The sequence below is a fragment of the Pseudoalteromonas sp. SR44-8 genome (assembly GCF_014163635.1).
Classification (GTDB): domain Bacteria; phylum Pseudomonadota; class Gammaproteobacteria; order Enterobacterales; family Alteromonadaceae; genus Pseudoalteromonas; species Pseudoalteromonas rhizosphaerae.
Map to the genome: position 1 here is coordinate 46,942 of NZ_JACJDS010000002.1, position 25,143 is coordinate 72,084.

Sequence of the window (25,143 nt, forward strand, 5' to 3'; positions counted from 1 at the left end):
AATAATATACTCAGGTTAAAAGAACGAAAATTAGTAAAAATAGGTGTTAACATTCTTTTTTAAAGAATTTTAATGGTGTGTTGTATGGCACTAAAAGGAGCTTTATGCGTAGTAAACAGTGCTTACTATTACTTGTTGATGTTTTTAATGCAAAATACCGCAGGTAGGGAAACTAACGATGACACATTTACGCTCATCAAGCATTGCGATAAGACGCTGAGGGTATTTGCGATTAGCAAAATATAGCAGTTGTTGTGATCACACGACCGACAAACACAAAATTAGACAGTAAAAAACGGCCAATTACTTGGCCGTTTTACATCAAGAGTTAGTTAAGTTTTACTGGGCCGTTGATATTATCGATGCTCAAATCACCAGAGCCAGCGTCAATGATGGTGAGACCTTTACTGTCGTTAACACGAATACTGCCTGAGCCATCCTCAATGGTGACTAGGCCATTTACATGTTCAACATAAATATCACCCGATTCATCTTCAATGGTGATGTAACTGCCTAGAGTTTTGGCATTGATGCTGCCAGAGTTATCGTCAATATCTACGCTGCCAGTGATATTAGTAAGGGTTATATCACCCGAATCATCTTCAATAGTCATATTGCCAGCAACGTTACGTGCAGTAATACTGCCAGAGTCATCACTGATCTCTACATTACCAGTAATATTTTGCAGATCGATATCCCCTGAATCATCGTCAATTGTGACGTGATGACCTTGATCAATACGAATGCTCCCTGAGTCGTCATCTATAATGATATTACCTAGTACACCAGCAATATCTATATCGCCAGAGTCATCGTCAATCTCAAGGTTAAATGAGCTTGGCACAGTAATAACTAAATCAATACTGGGTGAATTACCTTGATATACCACTATTCCTGATGAACTATAATTTTTTGCTATAAGTACGGCTTTATCGCCTTTTTGTTCCAGAGTAAGTATGTAAGGGTCATCACTTTTTGCTGTATAAATAGTGGCATCTACGCTGATGTTAGTTGCTGTGGTTGAGCCGATCACTTTAAGTGAACCCGCCTCAGCATTAATACTTAGTTGCTGTAATTGTGACGCTGATATTGAGCGTTGCTGCTGTTGTTGTATATTGGCTGACGAGGTTGAAACATGCACAATACAGCCACTGAGAAACAATAGGCTAGTGGCAATAGGAAGGGCTTTGGCTAGCAAAGAAAGAGGTTTGTTGATCATTATTTATTTTCTCATTGTTAATTATATTTTACGATTTGCTAATTTATAGCAAAAACAAAGCCAAAATTTAATGATTTGTTTTTATTGGTTTTTATTTTTATTATCAGATAAGTATAGCGAATAAGTGGTCAAAAATACCAAATTTAGGGTTGTTCTTAATATTCTTTAGATTGGATCTGGAAGGTACGCTAAGCCACTTCAACACGCGTGAAGTGGCTTAGTTTTTTCTAATTATTACAAATGGTGATTATCGCTAAGTTTGGGGGCGACTGAGAGTAGTAAATAGCAGTACTTGAATAAGATGTATTGCGCACATTGTCTTCAACCACGGTTATTTCATATGTTGCAGTTACAGGGAGTGCAATATTTAGTGTGCTATCTAGATATGTGTTATTACTTTTTTGTAATATCAAAAGCTTGGTTTCATCATACTGAGCCTGAAAACTATTCGACGTTAAAATAGTATCGATCATTTTAAAGCGCAGATTTACGGTGTCGGGTCCAGTAAAATCAGGACAGACGAATACAGAGACTTCTACATCTTGAAAAACCGGTAGGCTTGTTTGATTAATATTAATGATAAAATCATTTTGTGTTATCGCTGCTGAACTATACTCGCTAGTTGCCAGTCTTTCATCTGCTGTAGAAATACTAACAGTTGAGCCTTGTTCAACACTAACTATTGCCTCAAAGAAGCCGCTGCTATTTGTAGTATGCTGCTTACCATTTATCATCAGTATAGCGTTATTGATACCAACTTTAGCTACGTTGGTAATTTGTCCTTTAACTATGCCTGTTAGTAAAGCGGAATCGGTAGCAGAGATCGCAAACTCCATTACAGCTGCATTGCCCTCAGCATCAGTAACAGTAACAGTGACATTATAGCTACCTATAATATCAGGGGTAAATTCAGCGACGCCATCTTTTATGTTTACCAGTGCTGCATTTGACTCATTAGGCTTGGTAAGCCCCCAAGTATAATTAAGATTGGTCTCTTCAGGGTCGTAACTTTGGCTAACATCAAATGTTACTATATTACCAACAAAAGCCTGACGTAATTGTTCGCCTTTAGAAATAATGACTGGCTTTGCATTGTCTCTAACTATGATAGTGATTGTTTGCGTATCGGAGTCTTTATTACCATCATTGGTACGTAACGAAATAACAAAACTTCCTGCACTTGATGCTTTAAAGTAAGGTTTAGCAACGTCTGTGTTAGAAAGCGTAGCACGTCCTAATGGCGATAAAATTTCCCACTGGTAGGTAAGCTCTTTGCCTTCAGGATCTGTGCTTTGTGAGCCATCAAGTTGAATTTCTTCATCGACTAAAATAGGTGCTACATCAGCAATAATCGCTGTTGGTTTTGCATTGGCTTGAGCGTGAAGAACGCTTGTTGCTTGCTCAGAATTAAGCTGTCCGTCTGATACGATTAATGTGATCACATAATCACCTTCAATATCAGCACTGATAGAAGGGGTTGCTGTCGTACCTTGGATTAGCTGCGCTATACTATTCTCAGGTCTGCTTTTTATCTGCCAAAGGTAGCTCAAGGGTTGCCCTTCAGGATCGTTGCATTGTTCGCATTGCAGAGTAATAGTTTCAGCTAAGTTAATGTTTCTCTCAGCTACAAGTTGTGCAATAGGAGCTTGATTTGCTATCTCTACAGTTAAAGTAACTGTGGCGGTATCAGTTTCACCATATTGATCTTTAACTGTTAGTGAGAGCGTGTACTCACCGAGGTCTAAAGAAGAGAAGCCTGCGGTATTGCTTAAGTTATCAGTGAGTGTCGGGTTGCTATCGGCAGGTTGTGCGGTAATAGTCCACAGATAACTTAGTGTATCACCTTGATCAGGGTCACTGCTTTGCTTGCCATCTAATGTGACTATGCTGCGAGGAGCGACGGTTTTATTTTGTACTTTAATAACCGCTTGAGGAGCTGAATTTTCGTATAAAGACTCACTTTTTATCATTACCTCGTTGCTTGCTGTTTCGCCCAGTGAATTAGTAATGGTTAGCTTTATTGCGTAAGCTCCTGTTTTATCTGCAATGAATTTGCTGGTAACGCTATTATTATTTTCTATGATTGCATTGCTGGTAAGAGGCTTTGCCGTAAACTGCCATAAGTATTTATTTATTACACCGTTAGATGTGCTACTTAGCGCACCATTTAATGCAACCACATCACCTTGTTTTACTGTTTGAGTAAGTCCTGCATGAGCAATTAATTGCGTTGGCTCGGCTTTAATTTCAATTAATTTTTCAACTGGGGCGCTCGAAAGTTTGCCATCGCTCACAACTAGAATTAGTTTATAATTCTTTGCTTCAGCAAGTGATACTTCAACTTTACTTTCATTATCAACAGCAAGAGCGAGCTCATTATGTCCGTCTGCAGTGGTTAAGCGCCATTTATAAACTAATGAATCGCCGTCGGGATCGCTACTTTTTGTACCGCTAAATGTTAGCGCGGTATTTACCCGCATTTCACCGATTGGTGCACTGATCATGGCAACGGGTTTATTGTTAGTGACTTTATTGGTTGGTTTTTTTTCTGAGTCACCACCTCCTGGGCCACAGGCTGTGAGAGTTAGGATCAAAGCTAGCTGGATTAAAAAACTCCATTTCATATTACTTTCCTTGTTGTTGGTTTTGTTGTGTTTAGTGGTACTGTAAAGCTAAGCCTGTAGTGCTTGCTATTAAATTTAAATGAGGATTATTTCTGGTTTGAATTAGGTTGGTATAAAGTCCATTTTTCATAATATTTATTTCCGTTAAATATTTTATAGTTATGTTAATTTAATTGTTTATAATATGAACCCAAAAGAGGGAAAATAAAAGAATTAAATTCAAATTTTAGAAAAATTTTGGCGCTAAGTTGTTTATGTGTTTATTTAGAGTTGTAGGCCAAGCTAAGTTACTTGGCCTTTATTTTTAATGAGGGGTTTTATTCAGGTGCTACATCTAATGTAGTAAATAATGAATAACGTACGCTATCGATACCTTTTTCAGTTGAACCTTCGCTCACACTTGCTTCAATCAGGTATAGTCCAGGGTGTTGCCATGTGTTAGTGAAAAAGCCGTTTTTATCTGTGGTTACTTTAACTTCGCCACGTTCGTTACGATAACGTGTATCACCTTTTAAGATGGCAAGTTCTATGTTGGCAGCAGGTTTACCGTCTTTTAATAACTGAAAACGTGCCTCTTCACCAACAAATAAATCATTAGGATGAGTCGGGCCGCTGATCTCTAAGCCTTGACCAAGTAGCGCAGGTTTTGAGGTGCCGTTGCGGCTTACAAATGTATCTACCGTTGCAATCGATTTTGTGGTTTTAATATCGGTTGCATCAGCTGGGATATCTTTACTGTCTTTAGGGCCAAATACACGGCCACGTTCGCCTTTGGCATCTTTATAAAAAGTCATTAGTCGTGGTTCTTGGCTCATCGTTATATGATAAGTACCTTCCCCAGCTAGTTTTACCGCCGCTGAATTTTTACGTTGCAGATAATATGCACGAATTTTATCGCTAACTGGTTTGCCATCAGGGCCGATTGCCATAATCAGATTATCATCATATTCCGCGCCTTTTTGTGCTGGACGATATGCTTTATCTGGTGCGAAAATTTCATTCGAAATACTGGCATCGATCATCACATAATGTGCTTTGTCGCCTGAAAGAGATGTGTGCGAAGGCACTAACCAGCGAGCATGTGCATTGGCATAGCTAGATGCTAGGGCAGTGAAAGTAAGTGCGCCGATAAATGCGCTTTTAAGTAAATTGATTTTCATAGTCTTTCCTTATTTAAATTGTTTTAGCAGCTACATTTACTGACTTTTAATGGTGACGAAGCTTTGTGAAAATTCATTGGTGCCATCGATGGTGATCTTGCCGTCTTTATTTAGATCAAGTTCTACACGGGTGTAATCACGGCCACCTTCTTCGCGAACGACTTCTAAATTAAGTAAATACTTGCCTGCAGCTACGGCTTTGCCATCTAGATCTGTGCCATTCCAGTTAATGGTGTAAGTACCTGGGCGCTTTGTTGCACCTGTTACACCATCAAAGTTAGCGTCACTTTTTCCGGCTTTACGCCACCACTGGCGTAAGTCTTTAAACCATTCTGCTTTTTCAACCCATAAGGCAACCGTGGTTACATGCTTACGCTCTGGGGTTTCTAGCCAAACCGCGACATAAGGTCGATGGTAAGGTTGTACGTCTAGATCAGGTAGGGTTAGTTCTATTTCAAGTTCAGCGGCATTCGCATGAGGTTGAAACAAAGCTGCTGTAAATAAAACAACAGCGCTTATTAAGGTATTAAGTTTTAGCATTAAGACACTCCTTTTAGTTGCGGAACCCAGCATAAATAAATGACTGCTGGTGTTGCGACCCCAAGCACTGTTAGCCATATTCCTACTAAGCGTTTTTTTCTATTTTGAAATAAAATAATCATCCCGGTGATAGCAAAAAAAATCATTAACATGGCTGATATATCAATCACCCAGCTCCATGCTTCGCCGCTATGACGGCCTTTATGTAAATCGCCAATTAAGCTTAAAAAGCCGCCAGTTTGATATTCGAGATTCAGTTCGCCACTGATGAAATTAAGTTCTGCGAAGGCAAAACCTGCAGGCAGTGGGTAGTCGAGCATCACGAGTGCATCTTCTTTTTCCCAGTCGATACTTTTTACTTTAGTTAAGCCATATTGGTTGGCTAAGTAAGCTTCTATTTCAGGGTATAAAATGGGTAAGGTTGCTAGGTTTTCTTGGCCCTGCTCAAGTAATGCACTTGGGAGTGATGTGGTTAGTTGCCCATCACTTTTATCGCCTTCTAGCCAATCAACATGATTAAGTACAATCCCACTGACAGAAAATAAAATAAGCAAAAACAGCAGTGCTGTTGATAGATAAATATGCAACGCACGACTGGTACTATATAAAGTTCGTTTATTTATTAACGGCATAAATAATTTAGTAGTTAAGCAATATTATCTACATGGTAATGATTTGCATTAGTTATCACAACATTATTTACGAAATTTACATTGGTAGGTATTTTGAAGGGCGAGAGAGTAAATAAATCATAACCGCTATTTCGATGCCGGCTACCAGCAGTAAAACCCACCACGGCGGTGCACAAAGCAGCAATACAATAAAGCCAAGTGACATACCAATACCCGCAAACCACTTCGCCTTTACAGGTACTACTTTGTACTTTTGCCAATGGCGTAAGGTTACGCCATAACGAGGATGATTGAGTAACCAAGCAGCGAGTTTTGGGGACGAGCGAGTAAAGCACGCTAATGCCAAAATGAAAAAAATAGTGGTGGGCATCACAGGTAAAACAATACCTATAATTCCCAGCCCAACCAAGGCTAGTCCTAATAGTTGATAGCCAATACTTTTATAAGTGGCTAAAATTACTTTTAAATTCATGAATAGACTTGTGCCTGATAAAGTTGAAAACGGCTAAATGCTTGGCAAGCAACGTTAAACAATATGCTGCTAGTTTACTCAGCATTGTCAATTAATTGTACTCGATGACGTTATACTCTGCCACGTTCAGCGCCTCAGCTTGCGATTCAACCTGATGCCGCTGTTCTTTTTATATCCTATTATGAGCTGATGGGAATGTAATTGCTTGCAGTCATTGCTTACAGCGTTATGACGGATGAGTTTATGAGGGGGTAACCTCTTAAGACTAACCCCCTAATTACAGGCTGACTTTAAAGATTAAAAGTAATAGCCAATATTAATATTAAAGCGACGCTCGGTTTCATTACTATCACCGGCAACAGAGCCACCTACAAATGCTTGATTGCGGGCATGAACTAAATCAAAGTAAGTGAACAAGCCGCCAGCCGCGACGGATACCCCGGTAACATTCATCCAAGTATCGGCAGTGTCATCAGACTTGTTATAGATCGCGCTGTAATCATTATAAAATTGCAGGTTGCTTACTGGACCCCATTCAACCGGTACGCTGTAAGCGACATTAAAGCTACTGGTGGTTGCATCGGTCGCAATAGAGTCATAAAACCCATATGCGCCAACCGCGATACGATTAGTGTCATCGATATTGTAGTCATATTCGCCATGCTGTAGCTGAATATTCCAATTATTGATAACGCTGTTTACATGCAGTGCCCATGCGTTGTAACTTCCTGCGCGGTCTTGGCCGTCATGTAAGCCACCGGCTAAGCCTGATATTCCGACTTCTGTGGTCATGCCTTTGCCGTGTTCAAAGTAATAGGCGTAGCGGCCGGCAAAGGTATTATACTCACCAAGCCCTTTGCTCGGTTCGGCATAAATACCCTCGTCGGCGGTGCGACTACCAACAATATCGTACGAATAGCGATGGCTGCGATCTTCAACATAACCATCGACACCACCGAGTTCGTCATTTTTGAAAAAACCTAAATCGAGCTGCCAGTTATCAGCTACTTTACGTTTAAACATCACGCCTAAATCATGATCGTCTTCTAAACCGACGTAGTAGTTGGCACTAAAGAAATAGTTATGGGAGTTATAAGGATCATTACCAAACGGCACTTTTGTGATACCTACTTGCACTTGCCAGTCGTCAGTAAATTGATAGCCTGCCCATGCTGATTTTATTGCGGTCATGTAATCAAAAAAGCGGATCTCTCCGCCGATCAGCACTCCACCAATATCGCCAGAAACATTTAAGCGGAAAATATCAAAATCAAAATCGCCACCACGGTTTTTATTGCCGTCATCATATGAGGTGTGACTGTAGTTAGTACGAATTGCACCACCAAATTTAACTCCGGATAGGGCTGTTTCGGTATTATCTTGAGTTTGCTTTGCGATGGTCTGCGTCTGTTCTTCAAGCTGTTGATTAACTTTAGCTTGTTTGGCTTTTTCAGCCGCAAGCTGCTGTTGCAGTTGCTGCATCTGTTGTTGGAGTTGAGAAAGTTGAGCTTGCATAGCATCAATGTCTGAAGCATATGAGGCGCTGCTTGTTGCGCCTAGCATAGTCGCGAAAGCTAACTTTGATAGTTTAAGCATGATAAATCGCTATTCTTGATATAGGTATGTATAGAATAGACTAATTGTACCTTTAACCCAAGTTAACTAACCATTTGTTCTAGGGTAATCATTTGTTTAATATGATTTTATAAATTATTTATTCGGTGGGTTTGCCTTCAGCGGCGCGGGTCAGCACACCAACTTCTAATAAAGGAGCTGCATCTATACTTTGAGCATCCATCATAGTAGCAATACGCTGCATTGATGATAGTAGCTGGCTTTGTTCCCACTCGTCTAAGGCTGAGAACTTTTCAATAAAGTGTTCTTGTAACGGTTGTGGTGCTGCTTGCAGAATCGTTTGACCATTTGCAGTGAGGTAAAGACTCACTCGACGTTTGTCTAATTGGCTGCGAACACGCGTCACTAAATCGCGGTTTTCTAAGCGATCCAAGATATTAGTTACAGTTGCAGGACTCAGGTTTACATTTTGGGCAATGCGACTGGCTGTAATACCATCAGTTTGTGCTACTTCAGTCATAATTAATAGCTGCGGACCGGTAAGGCCGGAGATTTTATTTAACTGCTTAGAATGGAGGTCGATCGCGCGGATCACTTTACGTAAAGAAACCAATAATTCGTCATATTTTTTCATTTTTATCTCATTCGCAGATGGTTTACGGTCAAGGCGCTCGCGCAATCAATAAATATTACACATCTAATAAATAGAGTTCAAATAGATAAGGTCGATTTATACTGTATTATTGGCTTTACACAGAGCTGTGGCTGTTTTTTATTTGTTTTGAGTTGAAATTAAATTTAGTTCATTTACATATTATTTAATTAAACGTTTTTGGTGCTGAGCTTACCTATAAGTCATGACAGAGTGAAAAATTGTAAATTTGACATAAAAACTCACTAAATAATATTTACTAATTGGTTGGGGATTGGGTAAGGTGAGATAGGTTTTTCATTTTTATGGGACGTATAATGAAGTTATCTCCATCTGTAAGCATCGAACAAACTGACACTGGTTTAGAATATATCAATGTTGCAAGCGAGCTTTGTAGCGCTAAAATTTTTCTACAAGGTGCACAACTCACTGAATTCACGCCAAGTGGCAAAAAGCCATTAATTTGGGTATCAAGCGAAGAAGATTACCAAGAAGGTAAAAGTATACGTGGTGGCATTCCTATTTGTTGGCCATGGTTTGGTGTCAATCCAAATCCTGAGTGGCCAATTCACGGTGTAGCACGTACGAGCTTATGGCGAGCAGATGAAGTTGCAGAGCAAGACGATGAAATTCGAGTTAGCTTAACCTTGCCAATGGCACAAGTTGATGAAACCTACTGGCCACACAAATCAAAGCTAAAGGTTGAATTTATACTAACTAATCAGCTTGAAGTGCGTTTAACAACCACTAATTTAAGTAACCAAACTATTACTTTCACGCAAGCGCTGCACACTTATTTTCCAACCCCTGCTATTGAAGAAACTCAAGTGGATGGGCTGCAAGGTTCCAAATATATTGAGTTTAGCGAAGGCCCGTTTGATCAAGATGGACTGGTTGGTTTTGCTCGTGAAACAGATATGGTTTATACCCAAGCCGCAACTATCCAGCGTATTATTACTCCGGATGGAATTATTGAAGTCGGCCGTGAAAACTCCAGCTCTTGTGTGCTGTGGAACCCGTGGATTGATAAGTCTAAGCGTTTATCTAATTTTGCTGATGATGAATACCATACAATGTTGTGCCTTGAAGCGGCAAATGTAATGGATGATAGTGCGATTGTAGCGCCAGGCGAAAGTCATACCTTAGCGACGACCATTCGCTGGGTGTAATATAGGGCCGCAACTTTGCTATAAATCAAAGCCAACGTATCAAATCGTTGGCTTGTTAAGGAAAAAAAGTGTTCGAAAACCACCAACTGGACGTCTTACCCCAACATCAACAAATAGTATATAAGCCACTGGCAGATAAAGCGTTGCTGCACGCTCAGCTTAACTGGCTGCTGTTTTATCTACCATTAACTGCAATATTAGGCGCTGTTTGCTTTTTTAATCAGGAGTTTGCAGCACTGGCACAAACGAGCTTACTGATTGGTTTACCAATTATTTTAGCTTTATCGCTAGCTTATAACGTTGTCAGTATGCGACTTAAAGGAATTGCTATGCGTGAGCATGATATAGCTTATCGCAAAGGCGTTATTTGGCAGCAGGTGACGATTTTACCTTTCTCACGAGTGCAGCACACAGAAATACATCGTGGCCCTTTGGAGCGAAAACTGGGCTTGGCTAGCTTGCGTTTGTACAGTGCTGGCGGAATGAGCGCCGATCTCAACATTAGTGGCTTAAGTCATGATGATTGTAAAAATATCCGTCAGTATATTCAAAAGTACACTGAAGCAAGACAAGTATCTAACAATACCAGCAATCAAGCCGGTGATAGTGTATTAGCTACTGATGAGTCATTAAATGGATAATTTGAAATGGCAGCGTGTTTCGTCTTGGTCACTGGTTTATTTTATCGTGCATTTTGCTTTCCGATTTGTCAAAGACGGTGTATTTAACTTACTACCTATTATGGTTGTGTTTGTTACGCAGGTTGAAAATAAGTGGTTTTGGGGGCAAGTTGCATTAGCGGTAGCGATTATTAGCTTGTTAATTTATTCATTTTTTTACTATATTAATTTTCGCTTTTGCATTACTGATGAGCATGAAATATTACTTAATAAAGGGGTGTTTAAAAAAGAGCGTTTAACCTTGAACTTTTTGCGAGTGCAGAATGTTAATATTGCCGAACCGTTTTATTTTAAGCCTCTGGGTTTGGTTAACTGTATTTTTGATGCCGCTGGCAGCACTAGCCAAGAGGCTGTATTACCCGGGGTTACATCGCTATATGCTGAGCAAATGCGCGAGCGAGTATTGGCTTATAAAGAAACCCAACAACAAACTGCAGCTAAGCAGCAACCTGAAGATACACATACCAACGAACCACAACAATGTTTGGTGCTGAGCAATAAAGAAGTTGCAAAATTTGGCTTGATGTCGAATATGGCTATTTTGGCATTAGCAGCGCTTGCACCTTTTATGAATGTTGTGCTGGAGTTTTTAGAAAAAGCGGTGATCAATCGCCTAGAATCATTCTATCAGCAAGAAGTGGGCGTGTTGGTTGATGCTGCAGCACTCGCTGTGTTTTCAATACTTGTGCTTGTTGTGTTGGTTGCCGTTTTATTATCGGTATTAATGTCATTAATCCGCTTTTATAATTTTCAGCTTTACTTTCAGGCCGGAAAATTTAAACGCATTGCTGGATTATTAGAGCGTCATCAGTTGTCGGTGAGTCTTGATAAAGTACAATCGCTGCTGATTAAGCAAAACCTAATTGCACGACTACTTAAACGTTATACCGTGCAGTGCTTGCAAGCAACCAGCGGCGGCTTTAGCGCGGGCGCAAAGAGCAAACAAAGCTTAGTGATGCCAGTGCTTTCACTTGAGCAAGTAAAACAAGTTTGTCAGTGGGTACATCCTTGGCTTAATTTAACCAGTGATGATTTTAAAGCACTCAACTTTAAAGGTGTCGAAAAAGCGTTACTGATCAAAAATCTATGCTTTTATGCTTTGTTACCGAGCGCTTTAATTGCATTTATGGGCTATGCAGGACAAGGTTACAGCCCGGTATATGGCCTGCTTTGTGCTGTATTACTAAGTTCCTTGGTGTACTTATCATATCGACGATACGGTTATTATTTTTATCAATATCAAGGGCGATATTACGCAGTGTTTCGCAGTGGCATGATAAGTGTGCATTATCGAGTGTTTGAACTATATAAAGCGCAAAGCACGCGCGCAGTAAGCACTTATTTTATGCGAAAAAGTGGTTTGAAGAGCTTGTCTATACAACTCGCTGCGGGCACAGCGACTATGCCTTATATCAAAGCAGAGCAAGCCGATAAAATTATCGACTTTATTCTTTGCCAAGCCGAATCGGATCAACGAAGTTGGATGTAATTCACCGCTTTCAAGTTCTTAGGATGGTATTTTATTAGGCTATAAAGCGTAATAGCGGTAACTCACGTTTTCTTACATTTTTATGCTCTCTTTTTAGACTAAGTTATGACAATAATGGGTTTAAAATAAGAGATCAGGGAACATGATGAAAAAAACCTTACTCGCTACTTCGTTATTATTAGCCACACATACACAGGCCGCCGTGCAATGGCAAACTATTCATACCGAACACTTTAATGTTCATTACAGTCAAGAAAATGCAGATTGGGCACGCTCTGCGGCCAATGAATTAGAAATCGTCCGCAGCAAAGTGCTTGAGCAACAAAACCGTGCTTTAGATGAAGCGGTTGATGTGGTGGTGTTTGATCCACTCAATGCCGCTAATGGTTTTGCATTACCGGTTTCAAATAAGCCATTGATGGCGCTTTTTACTACACCACCGCAGTCAGATACAGTGATCTCAAATAATAGTGGTTGGCAGCAATTACTGGTACTGCACGAATATATTCATCTAGTGCATTTAGCACAACCTACCCGCAGTAAATGGCGTCAAGAGCTCAGGAATATTTGGGATTTATACGATATAACACACAGCGAGATGCCTCGCTGGGTGGCAGAGGGTTACGCAACATTACTTGAATCGAAAATGACGGGGCGTGGTCGGTTATTTGATAACTACAGCGAGGCGATTTTAATCGAATTTGCTCAGCAAGGTGCATTGCCCCGCTATGATCAGTTGAATAGTACAGATGGTGGCTTTATGGCTGGCTCTATGGCGTATTTAATGGGCGCCCGATTTTTAGCTTGGCTAGAGAAAAACTATTCAGAGCAAACCCTTGATGCTGTTTGGACGCGTATGCAAGGGGTTAAGCAACGCGAATTTGATGACGCATTCGAAGGGGTCTTTGGTGACTCTGCGAGTAAGTTGTATCGACGTTTTATTGCTGAGTATACCTATCAAGCAATGAGTAAAGAAAGAAGTGAACAGTCACTTACTAGTGAGCTTTGGTTGGCGTTAGATCACTATGCTAGTGGTCCTGCTTTATCACCAAATAGCGAGCAACTTGCAGTGGTGGAGCGTGATCAAGACGGCAAGACTCAGTTAAAACTCTACAGTACTGAGGATAACCTCAAAGCTGCAGAAGAGTTTAACCAAGAGCAACAAGAGCTACTCGCTGATGATCCTAAAGATGTTGCTGATAAACCACCCAAGGTGTTTCAACGTAAGCAAAAGCAAGTCTTGAATCAAATCAACCGTGCGGGTATTCAAAACCCACAATGGCTAAATGACGACGTGTTGTATTTTTCAGCCTACAGCAACGTAGATAATATTGATAATCAGCGTATATCAGATATATTTAGCTGGGATACGCAAACCGGTGAAGTTACCAAACTAACTGATTTAGCTGGCCTGCGGCGCTTTAGTATTGCAGATAATGGGCAAACACTTTATGGAGAACAGGTTAAAGGAGGTTACTCAGAGTTAGTGCGAGTTGATTTACAAACCGGTCAAGCTCAACCATTATTCGAAAAAAGTCTAGCAACGGTTTACGATTATCCTGTAGTTAGCCCCGATCAACAGCAACTCGCCTTTCTTAAAACTGAGTTTAATCATAATTGGCAATTGTATATACAAGATATTGATGGACAAAAATCAATTGCTGTACCAATGCCTAAGGGATATCAATACTTATCACAACCAAGTTGGAGTGCGGATGGCAAGCAGCTTTATTTTGTTGCAGGATTAGCTCAGGCAACGGATATCTATCGTTATGATTTAACTACACAACGTTTGTTCAAGCTGACTCAAGGTCAACAAGCGGTTGCTAATCCACTCGCATTATCTGACGGGGATTTACTGTATTTTTCAATCAGTAGTGATGGCCCTGACATTATGCAGCTACAGGTAAATAATAACGAAGAAGAAATCACCGATTTTGCAACTAACAGTATTGCGCCTTTGTTGCTTGTGAATGAGCACACCTTGCCAAAAGCTCAAGTATATCAACAACCCATTGGTGAGCAAACGCACTACGATATTTGGCAGCAAAAAGCCACTTTTGCGTTAGGTGAACAATATCATTCAGCCTCTGCGGCATTATTTTCAGCGAGTATTAAAGGCAGCGATTTACTCAAGCAATTAGATTGGCAGCTGGGCTACAGTATTGATTTACATGACACTGCACTGCAAGGCATTTATGCCCAAGCACGTTACAGTGCGCTTGCAATCAAGTTTGACAGCCAGTTATTTTCTTATGATTTGAATGCTAGCAAGCAATATCAGCATGGCCTGTTGGCTGATCAGTCAGTGCAAGGCGGCTATATTGCTGCCAGCCTGCCACTGAGCTTTGGAGAGTTTAAAGTACAGCCAGAACTGGCTTATAACTACTCAGAGATAGATGATGCAAATATCAAGCAAGAGCAGAGTTCACAGTGGCTTAGAGTCGGCTTGAAGCAATCTTGGAGCTATGACAGACAAGATTATGCCATTGGCCAAGCGATTGATGCGCGTTGGTATAGTGGCGATAGCGACACGCAGAATTGGCAGGGCTATGATGTTGCTGCGCAGCTATTTGGTAAAGCGCTGGCAATCCCTATGTATGCTAATTATAGCCAGCAATATAGAGATGATAGTGAGTTGCGATTAGGTGGTTTTAGCTCTTCGTTGTTATCAAAAAATATTCGCAGTGACTTTGTTTTTGCACCTGAACTGCCCTTTTACAGCGCTATTGGCAAACGCTATCAAGGTTATGGTGGAGGTATTAGTTGGGCAGAAGGCATGCCATGGTTGTACTATCAACAGCATCAGATTGACCAACAGGTATACGGGCAAAGCTATGGTGTGAAATGGCAAGGCCCCTTTAGTTTTGGCTTAGGCCCTGCAGGCCTCAATGATGTGAAGCTTGATTTTGGCCTAGTCAGAGTAGAAGGCGACAGCTTTGATGATGAGCTTAGAGGCTGGCTCGGGTTTTATTATTCGTTGTAAACGCTTACGCCTTGAGTCTTTTCACTCAAGGCGGTTATTGGTGACTTCTTATAGCGGCAAGCTTTGCCGCATAAATACTACGTTGTTGATGATCTCTTTCGAGATCCATAGCTTGTTTGAGTAATTTATGAGCGTCATTTAAATTACCTTGCTGATAACGGATTTTTGCAAGAGCTACATAGGGATCAGCCAAATAAGGTGCCTTGTTTATTGCTTCATCTATGTGTTTTTTAGCGCTCATTAAGCGCCCACTCAATGCTTCTGTTTCACCAAGAGCAATTAATTCATAAGGATCTTTTTCTTGAGCACCTAACAATGAATTAATTTGTTCAACTAACATTTCATTGCCAATATCTTCTGCGAGTACTTTGTAATTGCTTAGTAAGTTTAAACTTTGTAATTGCTGATCAAGCGCTGTTTGGTAAATTAATTGACTGGTTGTTTTATCGTTAATTCGACGATGTAATATAGCCGCAAGATTGAATAACTCAGCATCATTTGGGGCGTACTGATTAGCCTTAATTAACAAGCTATACACTTGATTATAATCACTTTCTAGTAAAGCATCAGCCGCTAAATTACTATAATATTTGGCAATGAGATCCTCATAACTAGCACTGCCAACATAAAAACTTCCTCGCGAAGGAAAATAGTCAATAAGTACTCCTGGTCGAATAAAAGTAATTTGATCGTCATCTTCAGTGAAAGGGCTATATAACTTAGTACGAAAATGGTTAGCAATAAATACCAGATTGCCTTCTTTGGCATAAACAGGCTGGCTTGTCATTTCTTGAAAACCAGTTTCCAGATCAATTAAGTTTGCATAGGCTTGGGTTAATATTGCCAGACTTATACAGTTACCATGAGATAACTCGAGGGTTTGCTCTGCTGTGAGGGTATCGCCATGATAGCTAAAATTACTAAAGCTGCGTTCAATGTAGTTATAAAGAATAATATCGTCAGTTAAACCGTCTTGGCGTTGATTCTCGACATAAGATAGAAAGATCTTAGCTTCATCGTTGGGCAGTTGAAAAATAACTTGTTCTGAAGGGACTTGCTGTAACTCAAAGAGAGTGTGATTTAGTAAACTAGTTAGTGTTGGCGCAACCGTACTCTGCTGTTCTGTGCTTTTACAAGCTGTTAATAAACATATTAATAATAAAGAAAAGTAAAGTTTCATAGTCACCTCAGCGTTTAGATAAAGGTACGCTGAGGTAAAAATTTAATCAAGTATTAAATGCTGTCGCTGTTCGCCTTTGCTCGCGATTTCTTTGTGATTGTTTTTTACGATTACGGCGGCTAAGCCACAAGTAAAAACCAGTGCCTGCAAGCCATACTGGGCTTAGGCCAATCACGCACCATAAGATTTTACTGAGTAAACCGGCAAAATAACCAAAGTGTAATTTTCTAAAGCTATCAATTACTTGCCAACCAATGCCGACTTCGCGAATATCCCAGTTAGCTATATGTTCACCGGTTTGTTTATCATAAGTAACGGTGTTAGCGTATTCGCTTGCCAGTGGATTGTTGCTATCAACTTCACCAAATAGCGTAATGTTTTCGTCAGGCTCCAGTGGCATAACTAAAAAAGTACCATTAAATGTCGGGATTTGTTTTTTGCTGTCATCTAGAATGGCTTGAAAGTTAATGGTATCGCTATGTAAGTTTTTAGTGAGTATAAAATGCTGTTCTTCTGCGTGTTCGACTACTTCGTGATACCACACAGCCCAATTAAAGTAGCCGCCAGTGATCGCCAAAATTAAAATAATGGGTGAGCCAAGTACCCCTGTCATTTTATGAATATCGCTTAGTACAATTTGCAGCGTCGCCTTGAAGCGTACTGAAAATAAACGTTGCCAAAATTTACGATAAATTATTAAGCCTGTAACGCCGAGGATAAATAGAAAGATTGCAAAAAAGAACCCAAGGACGGTGCCTGTTTGACCTGGTAGAGTTTTTAAATCGTTTAGCAAAAATGTGTAATGCAGTTCTAAAAACCAATCTGTGAAGTAGTGACTGGTGCTAACTGGCTGCGAGAGTATTTCGCCAGAATATTGATTGATATGAAATTTATACCAAGTGTCGGTACCGCGTTCGATTAAATAAACCCGATCAGCAGTATCATCATTAAATATTTCCCAACTACCTACTATATAGCTAGGAAATTCATGCTCAGCAACCGCTATTAATTTATCAATGGGTTTGCGTTCTGCGTGACTATCAACGACAAAGTGACTATCTGGCATGAGTAAGCCATCAATTTCACTTTTAAACACTAATACGCTGCCAGTAATACTGATCACAATAAGTGGAACTAAAGCACAAAGCGCAATCCAACTGTGTATTTTAAAAAGTGTTTTTCTCATAAGGCAAAGAGCTATCAAAATTAATTTGTTGCATGATAACAATTATCAATGTTATTTCAATTCTATGCGATGAGATGTTTACTTGCTAACTGCAAAGTGTCAGTCGAAAAACGGAAACTGTAAGGTTAACTTGCCGCATTAGCAATGAGTTTATTTTGTACAAATGGTTGCTTGTTTTTATAGGACCTTTACAATGCCGCGCCTTACATAAAGCATATAAAAACAGTAATTTACACTGATTTATTGTTTTGTTTATAAGTTGCTAACTTATTAATCAACTACTAACGAGCGAGGTCTACTTTGGCGCATTACCTGCCTATTTTATCATCATTTATTTTAGTGTTTAGCTTTTTACCGTTACTCAATAAAATTCGTAAAAATCGCAGTGTATCGGGTTTATCATTACTAATGATGGCCTTTGGTGTTGCCCAAAGTGTCTACTTTATTACATATAACTTGTACTTTGAGCGCTTTTATATGGTGCTGCCTTTTGTGGTGACTGGATGCTTAAGTGGCTTAATTTTGTATTATTTTGCCCGTTATAATGCAAAGACAAGAGAGCGAATTCAATTAACTGCCATGCTAGGCTTTTCGTTCTTACCATTTTTATTGTTGCTTAATCCTCAGTTAGAAACTGCACAGGTACTCACATGGCTTACTTTTGTGGGTTTGATCATGAGCTCTGTACGAGTGATGCCGCAAACCTATAAAACGCTGCGCAGTGGTGATATAAGCAACTTAAGTGCTCGTTATTTTAGTTTACAGTTTATAGCGGGTGTATGTGGTTTATTTGCAGAATTAGCGATGGCAGCACCAAGTACTTCGCATGTTTTAACGTTTGTGATGATCTTACTGACTAATGCCGCGCAACTTGGTTGTATTCAATATTATAAAATGCGCCCTGTCGCAGCTTGAGATTAGCTAGATAAATTTAATACTCTTTTAGCTCAATTTGTGGCAAGTTATTAGAAACTTAGCCTGATAAATTGAGCAAAAATGCAACTCACAATCCATCAAATAGACGCTTTCACTAACGAGCTGTTTAAAGGTAACTATGCCGCAGTTATTGATTTAGATAATTGGCTTGATAATGAGCTAATGCTAAAAATTGGCGCAGAAAATAACGTCTCCGAAACCGCGTTTACTTGTCGTCAAACTGACGGTAGTTTTGCTATCCGTTGGTTTTCGCCGTTAATGGAAATCGATTTTTGCGGGCATGCTACACTCGCTGCGGCATTTGTGTTGTGCGAACAGCACAATTTATCGCAAGTTCGTTTTCAAGCTGCTGCAGTCGGTGAGTTAGTTATTAATAAAAATAGCGATGGCAGCTTTGCCATGACTTTTCCAAAACAAGCTCCTTTTGTTACAACAGAAATACCCTCTGAGCTATTTTCTGGCTTGTCTATACAACCAGTTAAGGTGTTGAAAAACAAACAAGCTTACTTTGCGATTTATGAAAGTGAGCAGGATATATTAAACCTTAAAACAGATTCAAACTTGCTAAAAACACTAGCTCCACTTGATGTAGTTGCAACCGCACCAAGCGCAAAATACGACTTTATTTCACGTTATTTTTGGCCTGCTAATGGCGGTGATGAAGATTACGTTACCGGCTCAATTCATACCGGTCTCGCGCCTTATTGGGCGCAGCAATTAGTTAAAAAAACCTTAAGTGCTTATCAAGCCTCTAGTCGTGGCGGCCATATGCAATGCGAAGTCAGTGAACATAGTGTTACTCTCACAGGATACGCAGTGCGGTATATGCAAGGCACAATTTATTTGTAAGTTTTTAACAGCTATTTTGCGGTAGTTTAATGGTGATTTGCGCGCCATCTGCTGTGTTAGCTAACTGCAATTGGCCGTTGTGCTTTTGCACAATATCATTACACAAGGCAAGGCCTAAGCCGTTGCCTTGTTTTTTGGTGGTGTATAAAGGTTGCAGGGCATTATCAATATTGGCAAAACCAGGACCGTTATCAGTCAGCTGTAATATTTGCATGTCGCTTTGTGCAAAACAGCGCAATGTTATGCAAGCTTGCTCTGCGCAGGCTTCATAGCTGTTTTTAAATACATTAATTAATAATTGTTCTATCAGTAGTTTATCGGCAAAAAAGGATGGGGAACCTGCGAAGTTAAGTTGAACGCTTTGTTCTTTTGCGTTGAGTATTGCGAGCGCTTTTAAATCAAAGGTTTGCGGTTTTGCGCTCGGTAAACGACTTAACTCTGCATAGGCTTTAATAAAAAGCAGCAGTGACTCACTGCGCGATTTAATCCGTGTTAACACTTGTCTCGTTTGTATTTCGTCTAATTCATCTGCCGCCATTAGTGTATCTGTCATTGAGGCCATGGGCGTCAGTGAGTTGTTTAATTCATGCGATAAAATACGAATTAGATCAGCTTGTGATTGGCGCTTTGCATCTTGTAACTGATGGCCTATATAGCTGGCGGTAATAAGTGTTTGTTTAGCATCGCTCAGGGCAATGCGTTGTATTTGCCAATCCTGGTTTAATTTTGCATGGCTGCATTGGTTATTATCAAGGCTAAAACCACATTCTGTAAAAGTCATTCCTCGTAGTAATGGCGTTTTCAGCTGAGCATACATTGGGTGGTTAAAAAATATCAGTTGGCTTTGCTCGTTAAATACTGCAATAGGGTGTGGCCAATGCTGAAATAACCCATCAATTAAGTGCTCAGACTGCGGTTGTTGTGTTGTAAATAATGTTTCTATTTGTGCGCCGAGTATTGCCCATGGGGAGCTTGGATCACTGTAGCCTAAGCTAAGGTTACTTTGCCCTTGCTGTTTTGCATCAATATAAGCTTGTAATTGTGCCACGGGTGAAAAATGACTATGGAATAACCGATAGGCGCAAACAATCAATGCATAACTTAAGCAAACCCCTAAAGTGACGGTGAGTAGAGTGTCTTGGCTTAGTTGGTACACTAAAGCAGCAGTAGGAATAAGAATTGCGGCAAATATGGCGCTTAAAATGGCAATCATCTTGGCTTTATGGCTCATTTTAAAATGATTCATCCAAACCCTCTAATTGATATTTTTCCATACGCCGATAAAGCGCATTACGAGAAATACCTAAGCTTTTAGCTGCCGCTGTGATCTGCTGATTATGTTGTTGTAGTACTTCGACTATGCGTTGTTTTTCTAGCTCCTCTAAAGTCAGCGCAGGGATAGATTGACTTTGTGTTGTTTGATAGTCGAGCATGATATGATTTATTTCAATTGCTTCACCGTTACAGATCAGCACCGCACGTTCGATTACATGACTTAATTCTCGAATATTGCCAGGCCAAGGGTGGTTTTTTAGCAACTCGCGAGCACTGGCGGATAATGGCAATATGGGCTTGTTGTACTTAGCCGCAAACTGATTGATAAAATGTTCGCACAGCGCAGAGATATCGTCTTTACGTTCGCGTAGCGCAGGCAGACGAATGACAAAGGTATTTAAGCGATAATATAAATCTTGGCGAAATTGGCCGTTTGTAATTGCGCTGGCTAAGTCTTGATTGGTAGCTGCGATTAGTCGCACGTTTATATTTTCGCTGGCGTTTGCGCCAAGCGGAGTGAACTCACCAGTTTCTAAAACCTGTAATAATTTAGGCTGTAAATGAAACGGTAAAGTGCCGATTTCATCCATAAACAAGGTGCCATTTTTAGCACGGCTAAATGCGCCTAAGCGGTCTTGCTTGGCATCGGTAAAAGCCCCTTTATGATGACCGAATAGTTCACTTTCAAATAACGACTCTGCTAATGCCCCCATATTGAGACTTATCAGCGGCGCTTCGCAGCGGCCACTGAGCAGATGAATTCGCTTTGCTAATTGCGATTTCCCGGTACCGTTTTCACCTAAAATTAATAAATTCGCATCGGTCGGCGCCAGTTGCTTGATGAGTGTCTCGAGAGACTGCATCGCGCTGGATTGAGCAATCCAACTAGTGTCTACAGGCTTTGCCGTTACGGACTTAATATGATTAGCAATTTGGCTTAGCAATTTTTCTTTACGCCATGGTTTTTCAATAAAATCTTTTGCGCCATTTTGTAAACCAGTGACTGCCAGCTCAATGTTAGCCCAAGCGGTCATTAAAATGACGGGAATATTTAATGGGTTAATTTGTGCAAGTAACGCGAGCCCTTCTTTTCCTGAGGTGGTATCACGAGTAAAGTTCATATCCAATAACACCAGTGCAGGCGTTAATCGGCTAAGCAATTGCATGCATTGCACCGGTCCATCAGCTTCAACCACGCGATAACCGGCTTGCTCTAACAGTAATGTGAGTGCAAAGCGGATATCGTCATCGTCATCCACAACCAAAATAGTGGGTTGGTTCATAATGGTCGTATTGGCAGCGTTTGCTGCCAACTCCTTAAATTTATTGCTCTCTAAGCGCACGCATAGGATCAGCATTTATAATACGCCATACTACCAAAACAATGGCAATAAAGACGATAGCAATCAATAAACTAGTAAATATTGTAAGTGCTTGCCAGGAAAATGCCGGCAACAAAGGTATTTGCAATTGCAATAGTAAGTAAATACCACATGCAAGTGTAATCGCAATGACAAGTGCGCTCAGCAGTAAACCATTAAAGCTTTTAATGGTGCGTTTCATCAGATTACTACGACTTGCTCCTGTTGCCATACGGATGGCAAGCTCAAAGCGTTTTAGTTCTGTAAAGCTGATTGCCATACCATTACTCCCCACCGCGGCTAACAATAGCGTTAATACCGATAATGCACTGATAAAGTAAAACTGTACGCGAGCTGGCATTGTTTGCTCATCCCAGCGTTCAGTCAGTGTACGAGCTTTAACTTCGCTGACTTGTGGATGAGCACTTTTAATTGCTTGAATAATGGCGTTCTTATCAAACTCTTGCCCTTCTGGCAGTTGCATCACCAAGTTTATTGTTGAGGTGTTGCTCTTGTCAGTATAAAGCATAGCTGGGTAGCCTTGGTTTTTAGCCATGATAGTATAGGTATCGGCAACCACTCCAATGATACGTCGGCTAGCAATATTTTTTCCTACCACAGATTCAAGCGTACCGTCAGTCGAGATTTGTTTGGCAAAGGTCTCGTTAATAAGTGCTACATCATCTAAATCTTGGTATTGTGCTTGGCTAATATTTTGCCCAGCTAGTAATGTTAAACCAAAGCTATCCACATAATCAGCCGCTATGTTTATATTCATAAAGGTGAATCTTTTTTGGGTTTCATCATCCTGATTCATGCTAATTGTGGTATTAAAATTAAACGGTTCACCTTGGCTTTGTAATATGGTTATATTTGGTTGTATCTTTTGAACAGCCTGACTTAATTGGCGCTTTATATCGAGGGTGCCCAAAAAGCGTTGCTTCGCTTTTTGCTCGCTATCTTGGTCATTATCTAGCGCTACTTTTTGTGCTTCCAACTCGGCATTTGTTAAAAGAGCTTTTTCGTTATTGTGTAGGTTTACCTGAGCAACAAGTGTATTACCAGGGGTGAAACCTAAATCGACATTTAAGCTGTTATAAGCCGCATTTGCTAGCATCGCGGTACCTGTTAATATCACGGCGGCAGAGCTTAATTGTGCAATAAACAGTATACGACTAAGCATGGTTATTTTCCCTGCATTAACGCCTTTATTGCCGTTATTTAAATTGCTTATCAGCTGCGTTTGATCAAATTGCTGGGTTGATAGAAACGCAAAAAACAAGTTGATAGTTAAAACGGCCACTAGTGCAACCAATATAGTTACGGCGTCAATTTTTACCAGTTCGAGCATCTCTATATTACCGCCACTGATTATGGGTAATATGCGGATCAACCACGCAGCACCTAATAAACCTAACACTGCGGCAAGTAAAAAGGTGCTGAGATTTTCTAAGAAACTCATCACCAGTAGCTTGTTGCGGGTGGCACCCATGCATAGATGAGTTGCAAATTCTTGTTCACGCTGCTGATAGTGAGCAATAAATAAATTGAGTAGGTTTAGGCTTGCCATTATGAGTAGAATGGTGACAGCGGCGAGTAAAAACCAGATCATAGTTTGTTGCTCAGCCATTAAACTATCTCGATAGAGAACCGCAGTACTTTCTGGATTCATGCTTTCAAACATTTGCTTCATCGGGCCAAGTTGTTCACTTTCTTGTTGGTAATATTGCAGCCAGAAATCTTCGATGTCGCTTGTTGTAATTGCTTGCTGAGTTTTTCTAAACAGAGGTTGCAGGCTGCCATCAATCGTCATTTGTGTTGGCTTTGAAACTTGCTCTGCTAAATTGTAGTAAAGCCATATTTGCTGGGCGTACTTTTCGTCAGTTTCCGATAAAAAAGATGAAAAATCAGTAACAACGCCACGAACTTGCAGTGATTGGCCTTCAAGTTGTAAGGTTTGACCGATTACATTAGCATTATTTTGAAATGCACTGCGCCATAAACTTTGAGAAATCCACACTGCATTTTGGCTATTTTCTTGACTTGGTCGTTCGCCAACTAATAACTCGCCGCCGACTACCGTCATAAAGTTATCACTGGCATCAAAGCGCGATACAGGATAAGCAACCTCATCCACTTTTATAGCACTTTCATCTGCTTGAAAGCCTGCAAATTTGCCATACTGTTTATATTGTTCAGCTAACAGTGCAAGGCGTTTAGTGGTAAATATTGATACTCGCATATCGTCTGAGACAGCCATAGTCCGGTTAATTGTATAGAGACTTTGTTCGTCTTTAATATCGGGTAGCGGTTTAAAAATTAGGTTGCTACTCATTGCGACCACAACCAACACGGCTGCCAGCGTAAAGCTGAGTGTAATTAAAATGGGCAAAGATAGGCGCGGCAAAGTAAATAGCCTCAAAACGCCATGGCGCAGAGCGCGAAGGTAAAAACTCATGCTACCGCTTCCTTATGTTCAACAAGTACTTTGCCGTCAAATAAGCGAATTTGACGCTGTGCCATTTGGCTATACCGTTCGTCATGGGTCACCATGACGACAGTGGCACCTTGTTTGTTTAGCTCTAGCAAGAGTCGCATTACAGCATCGCCATTTTGGCTATCTAGATTACCAGTTGGTTCATCCACAAGTAGTAAGTCGGGGTTGCCAACTAGCGCGCGAGCAATCGCAACGCGCTGTTGCTGTCCGCCAGAGAGTTGGCTTGGTTTATGATGTAAACGGGCGCTCATGTTAACTGCCGCTAGTTGTTGCTCTACGGCGGCCTTAATATCTTTACTTGGCGTACCTCGGTGCTCCAGCGGCAAAGCCACGTTTTCAAATACGGTTAGGCTATCAATCAAGTTAAACGACTGAAATACATAGCCAATATGCTTATTCCTAACACTAGAGCGTTGATCAACATTGAGGCTGTGAGTGTCAATATTCGCCAGTTGATAGTCGCCATCGGTTGGCGTATCCAGCAATCCTAAAATACTCAGTAAGGTTGATTTTCCGCAGCCAGATGAGCCAGATATAGCGATAAACTCGCCTTTGTTTATTGTTAAAGAAACATCCTGTAGCGCATGAGTTTTAACTTGGCCTTTGCTATACACTTTATTGATGTTGTTAATGGTAACGAGTGCTGTCATGGTGTTTTTCC

At 40.5% G+C, this 25,143-nt stretch carries 20 protein-coding genes; 6 read left to right on the plus strand and 14 right to left on the minus strand.

Annotated elements, in window-relative coordinates:
• Nucleotides 1–328: 328 nt before the first annotated feature.
• The 8 genes from H5183_RS01075 to H5183_RS01110 all read right to left on the minus strand — a co-directional run bounded on the left by H5183_RS01075 (nt 329) and on the right by H5183_RS01110 (nt 8,856).
• Complete coding sequence (locus tag H5183_RS01075) at nt 329–1,219, minus strand: DUF4097 family beta strand repeat-containing protein (protein WP_145240195.1); 891 nt, start codon at nt 1,217–1,219, stop codon at nt 329–331.
• A 227-nt stretch (nt 1,220–1,446) separates the two neighbouring features.
• A complete protein-coding gene (locus H5183_RS01080) occupies nt 1,447–3,843 on the minus strand; it encodes a PKD domain-containing protein (protein ID WP_182730687.1) in 2,397 nt (798 codons plus the stop codon).
• Nucleotides 3,844–4,160: 317 nt separating this feature from the next.
• Entirely contained in the window at nt 4,161–5,003 is an 843-nt protein-coding gene (locus tag H5183_RS01085; RefSeq protein ID WP_182717530.1) for a DUF4198 domain-containing protein, read from the minus strand.
• Between the two features lie 36 nt (nt 5,004–5,039).
• Nucleotides 5,040–5,543 (minus strand): DUF2271 domain-containing protein, encoded by a 504-nt coding sequence (locus H5183_RS01090; protein ID WP_145240201.1) that lies wholly within the window; start codon nt 5,541–5,543, stop codon nt 5,040–5,042.
• Nucleotides 5,543–6,175 (minus strand): PepSY-associated TM helix domain-containing protein, encoded by a 633-nt coding sequence (locus tag H5183_RS01095; RefSeq protein WP_182730688.1) that lies wholly within the window; start codon nt 6,173–6,175, stop codon nt 5,543–5,545. The genes H5183_RS01090 and H5183_RS01095 overlap by 1 nt, the downstream gene beginning before the upstream one ends.
• A 76-nt stretch (nt 6,176–6,251) precedes the next feature.
• A complete protein-coding gene (locus H5183_RS01100) occupies nt 6,252–6,647 on the minus strand; it encodes a YbaN family protein (protein WP_182730689.1) in 396 nt (131 codons plus the stop codon).
• Between the two features lie 297 nt (nt 6,648–6,944).
• Nucleotides 6,945–8,243: a porin gene (locus H5183_RS01105; protein ID WP_182730690.1), complete on the minus strand. Its 1,299-nt coding sequence runs from the start codon at nt 8,241–8,243 to the stop codon at nt 6,945–6,947.
• Nucleotides 8,244–8,361: 118 nt separating this feature from the next.
• The gene (locus tag H5183_RS01110) at nt 8,362–8,856 is read right to left on the minus strand and encodes a MarR family winged helix-turn-helix transcriptional regulator (protein ID WP_145240209.1); all 495 of its coding nucleotides are present in this window, start codon (nt 8,854–8,856) and stop codon (nt 8,362–8,364) included.
• A 335-nt stretch (nt 8,857–9,191) separates the two neighbouring features.
• On the opposite strand from H5183_RS01110, the gene H5183_RS01115 reads away from it, so the two are divergent.
• The 4 genes from H5183_RS01115 to H5183_RS01130 all read left to right on the plus strand — a co-directional run bounded on the left by H5183_RS01115 (nt 9,192) and on the right by H5183_RS01130 (nt 15,198).
• A complete protein-coding gene (locus tag H5183_RS01115) occupies nt 9,192–10,043 on the plus strand; it encodes a D-hexose-6-phosphate mutarotase (protein ID WP_145240211.1) in 852 nt (283 codons plus the stop codon).
• Nucleotides 10,044–10,111: 68 nt separating this feature from the next.
• Nucleotides 10,112–10,684: a PH domain-containing protein gene (locus tag H5183_RS01120; protein ID WP_182730691.1), complete on the plus strand. Its 573-nt coding sequence runs from the start codon at nt 10,112–10,114 to the stop codon at nt 10,682–10,684.
• Nucleotides 10,677–12,212, plus strand: a complete 1,536-nt coding sequence (locus H5183_RS01125; RefSeq protein WP_182730692.1) for a PH domain-containing protein — start codon at nt 10,677–10,679, stop codon at nt 12,210–12,212. The genes H5183_RS01120 and H5183_RS01125 overlap by 8 nt, the downstream gene beginning before the upstream one ends.
• Before the next feature lie 145 nt (nt 12,213–12,357).
• Nucleotides 12,358–15,198, plus strand: a complete 2,841-nt coding sequence (locus H5183_RS01130; protein WP_182730744.1) for a PD40 domain-containing protein — start codon at nt 12,358–12,360, stop codon at nt 15,196–15,198.
• Nucleotides 15,199–15,232: 34 nt separating this feature from the next.
• On the opposite strand, the gene H5183_RS01135 is transcribed toward H5183_RS01130, so the two are convergent.
• The gene (locus H5183_RS01135) at nt 15,233–16,378 is read right to left on the minus strand and encodes a lipopolysaccharide assembly protein LapB (RefSeq protein WP_182730693.1); all 1,146 of its coding nucleotides are present in this window, start codon (nt 16,376–16,378) and stop codon (nt 15,233–15,235) included.
• Between the two features lie 46 nt (nt 16,379–16,424).
• Nucleotides 16,425–17,564: a PepSY domain-containing protein gene (locus H5183_RS01140; protein ID WP_145240219.1), complete on the minus strand. Its 1,140-nt coding sequence runs from the start codon at nt 17,562–17,564 to the stop codon at nt 16,425–16,427.
• 300 nt (nt 17,565–17,864) lie between these two features.
• Between H5183_RS01140 and H5183_RS01145 the strand changes: the two genes are divergently transcribed.
• Together H5183_RS01145 and H5183_RS01150 are read left to right on the plus strand one after the other, a co-directional pair.
• Complete coding sequence (locus tag H5183_RS01145) at nt 17,865–18,479, plus strand: PQ-loop repeat-containing protein (RefSeq protein WP_145240221.1); 615 nt, start codon at nt 17,865–17,867, stop codon at nt 18,477–18,479.
• A gap of 81 nt (nt 18,480–18,560) precedes the next feature.
• Nucleotides 18,561–19,349, plus strand: coding sequence for a PhzF family phenazine biosynthesis protein (locus tag H5183_RS01150; protein WP_182730694.1), 789 nt, complete (start codon nt 18,561–18,563; stop codon nt 19,347–19,349).
• Nucleotides 19,350–19,353: 4 nt separating this feature from the next.
• Here H5183_RS01150 and H5183_RS01155 read toward each other — a convergent pair whose 3' ends face one another.
• The 4 genes from H5183_RS01155 to H5183_RS01170 are packed head-to-tail and all read right to left on the minus strand — an operon-like array spanning nt 19,354 to nt 25,132.
• Nucleotides 19,354–20,595: a PAS domain-containing sensor histidine kinase gene (locus H5183_RS01155; protein ID WP_182730695.1), complete on the minus strand. Its 1,242-nt coding sequence runs from the start codon at nt 20,593–20,595 to the stop codon at nt 19,354–19,356.
• The gene (locus tag H5183_RS01160) at nt 20,582–21,982 is read right to left on the minus strand and encodes a sigma-54 dependent transcriptional regulator (protein ID WP_257325203.1); all 1,401 of its coding nucleotides are present in this window, start codon (nt 21,980–21,982) and stop codon (nt 20,582–20,584) included. The genes H5183_RS01155 and H5183_RS01160 overlap by 14 nt, the downstream gene beginning before the upstream one ends.
• Entirely contained in the window at nt 21,948–24,443 is a 2,496-nt protein-coding gene (locus tag H5183_RS01165; protein WP_182730696.1) for an ABC transporter permease, read from the minus strand. Before H5183_RS01165 ends, H5183_RS01160 begins: the two co-directional genes overlap by 35 nt.
• Nucleotides 24,440–25,132 carry an ABC transporter ATP-binding protein gene (locus H5183_RS01170; RefSeq protein WP_145240229.1) on the minus strand — a complete coding sequence of 231 codons (693 nt, stop codon included), beginning with the start codon at nt 25,130–25,132 and terminating at the stop codon, nt 24,440–24,442. The genes H5183_RS01165 and H5183_RS01170 overlap by 4 nt, the downstream gene beginning before the upstream one ends.
• Between the last annotated feature and the right edge of the window lie 11 nt (nt 25,133–25,143).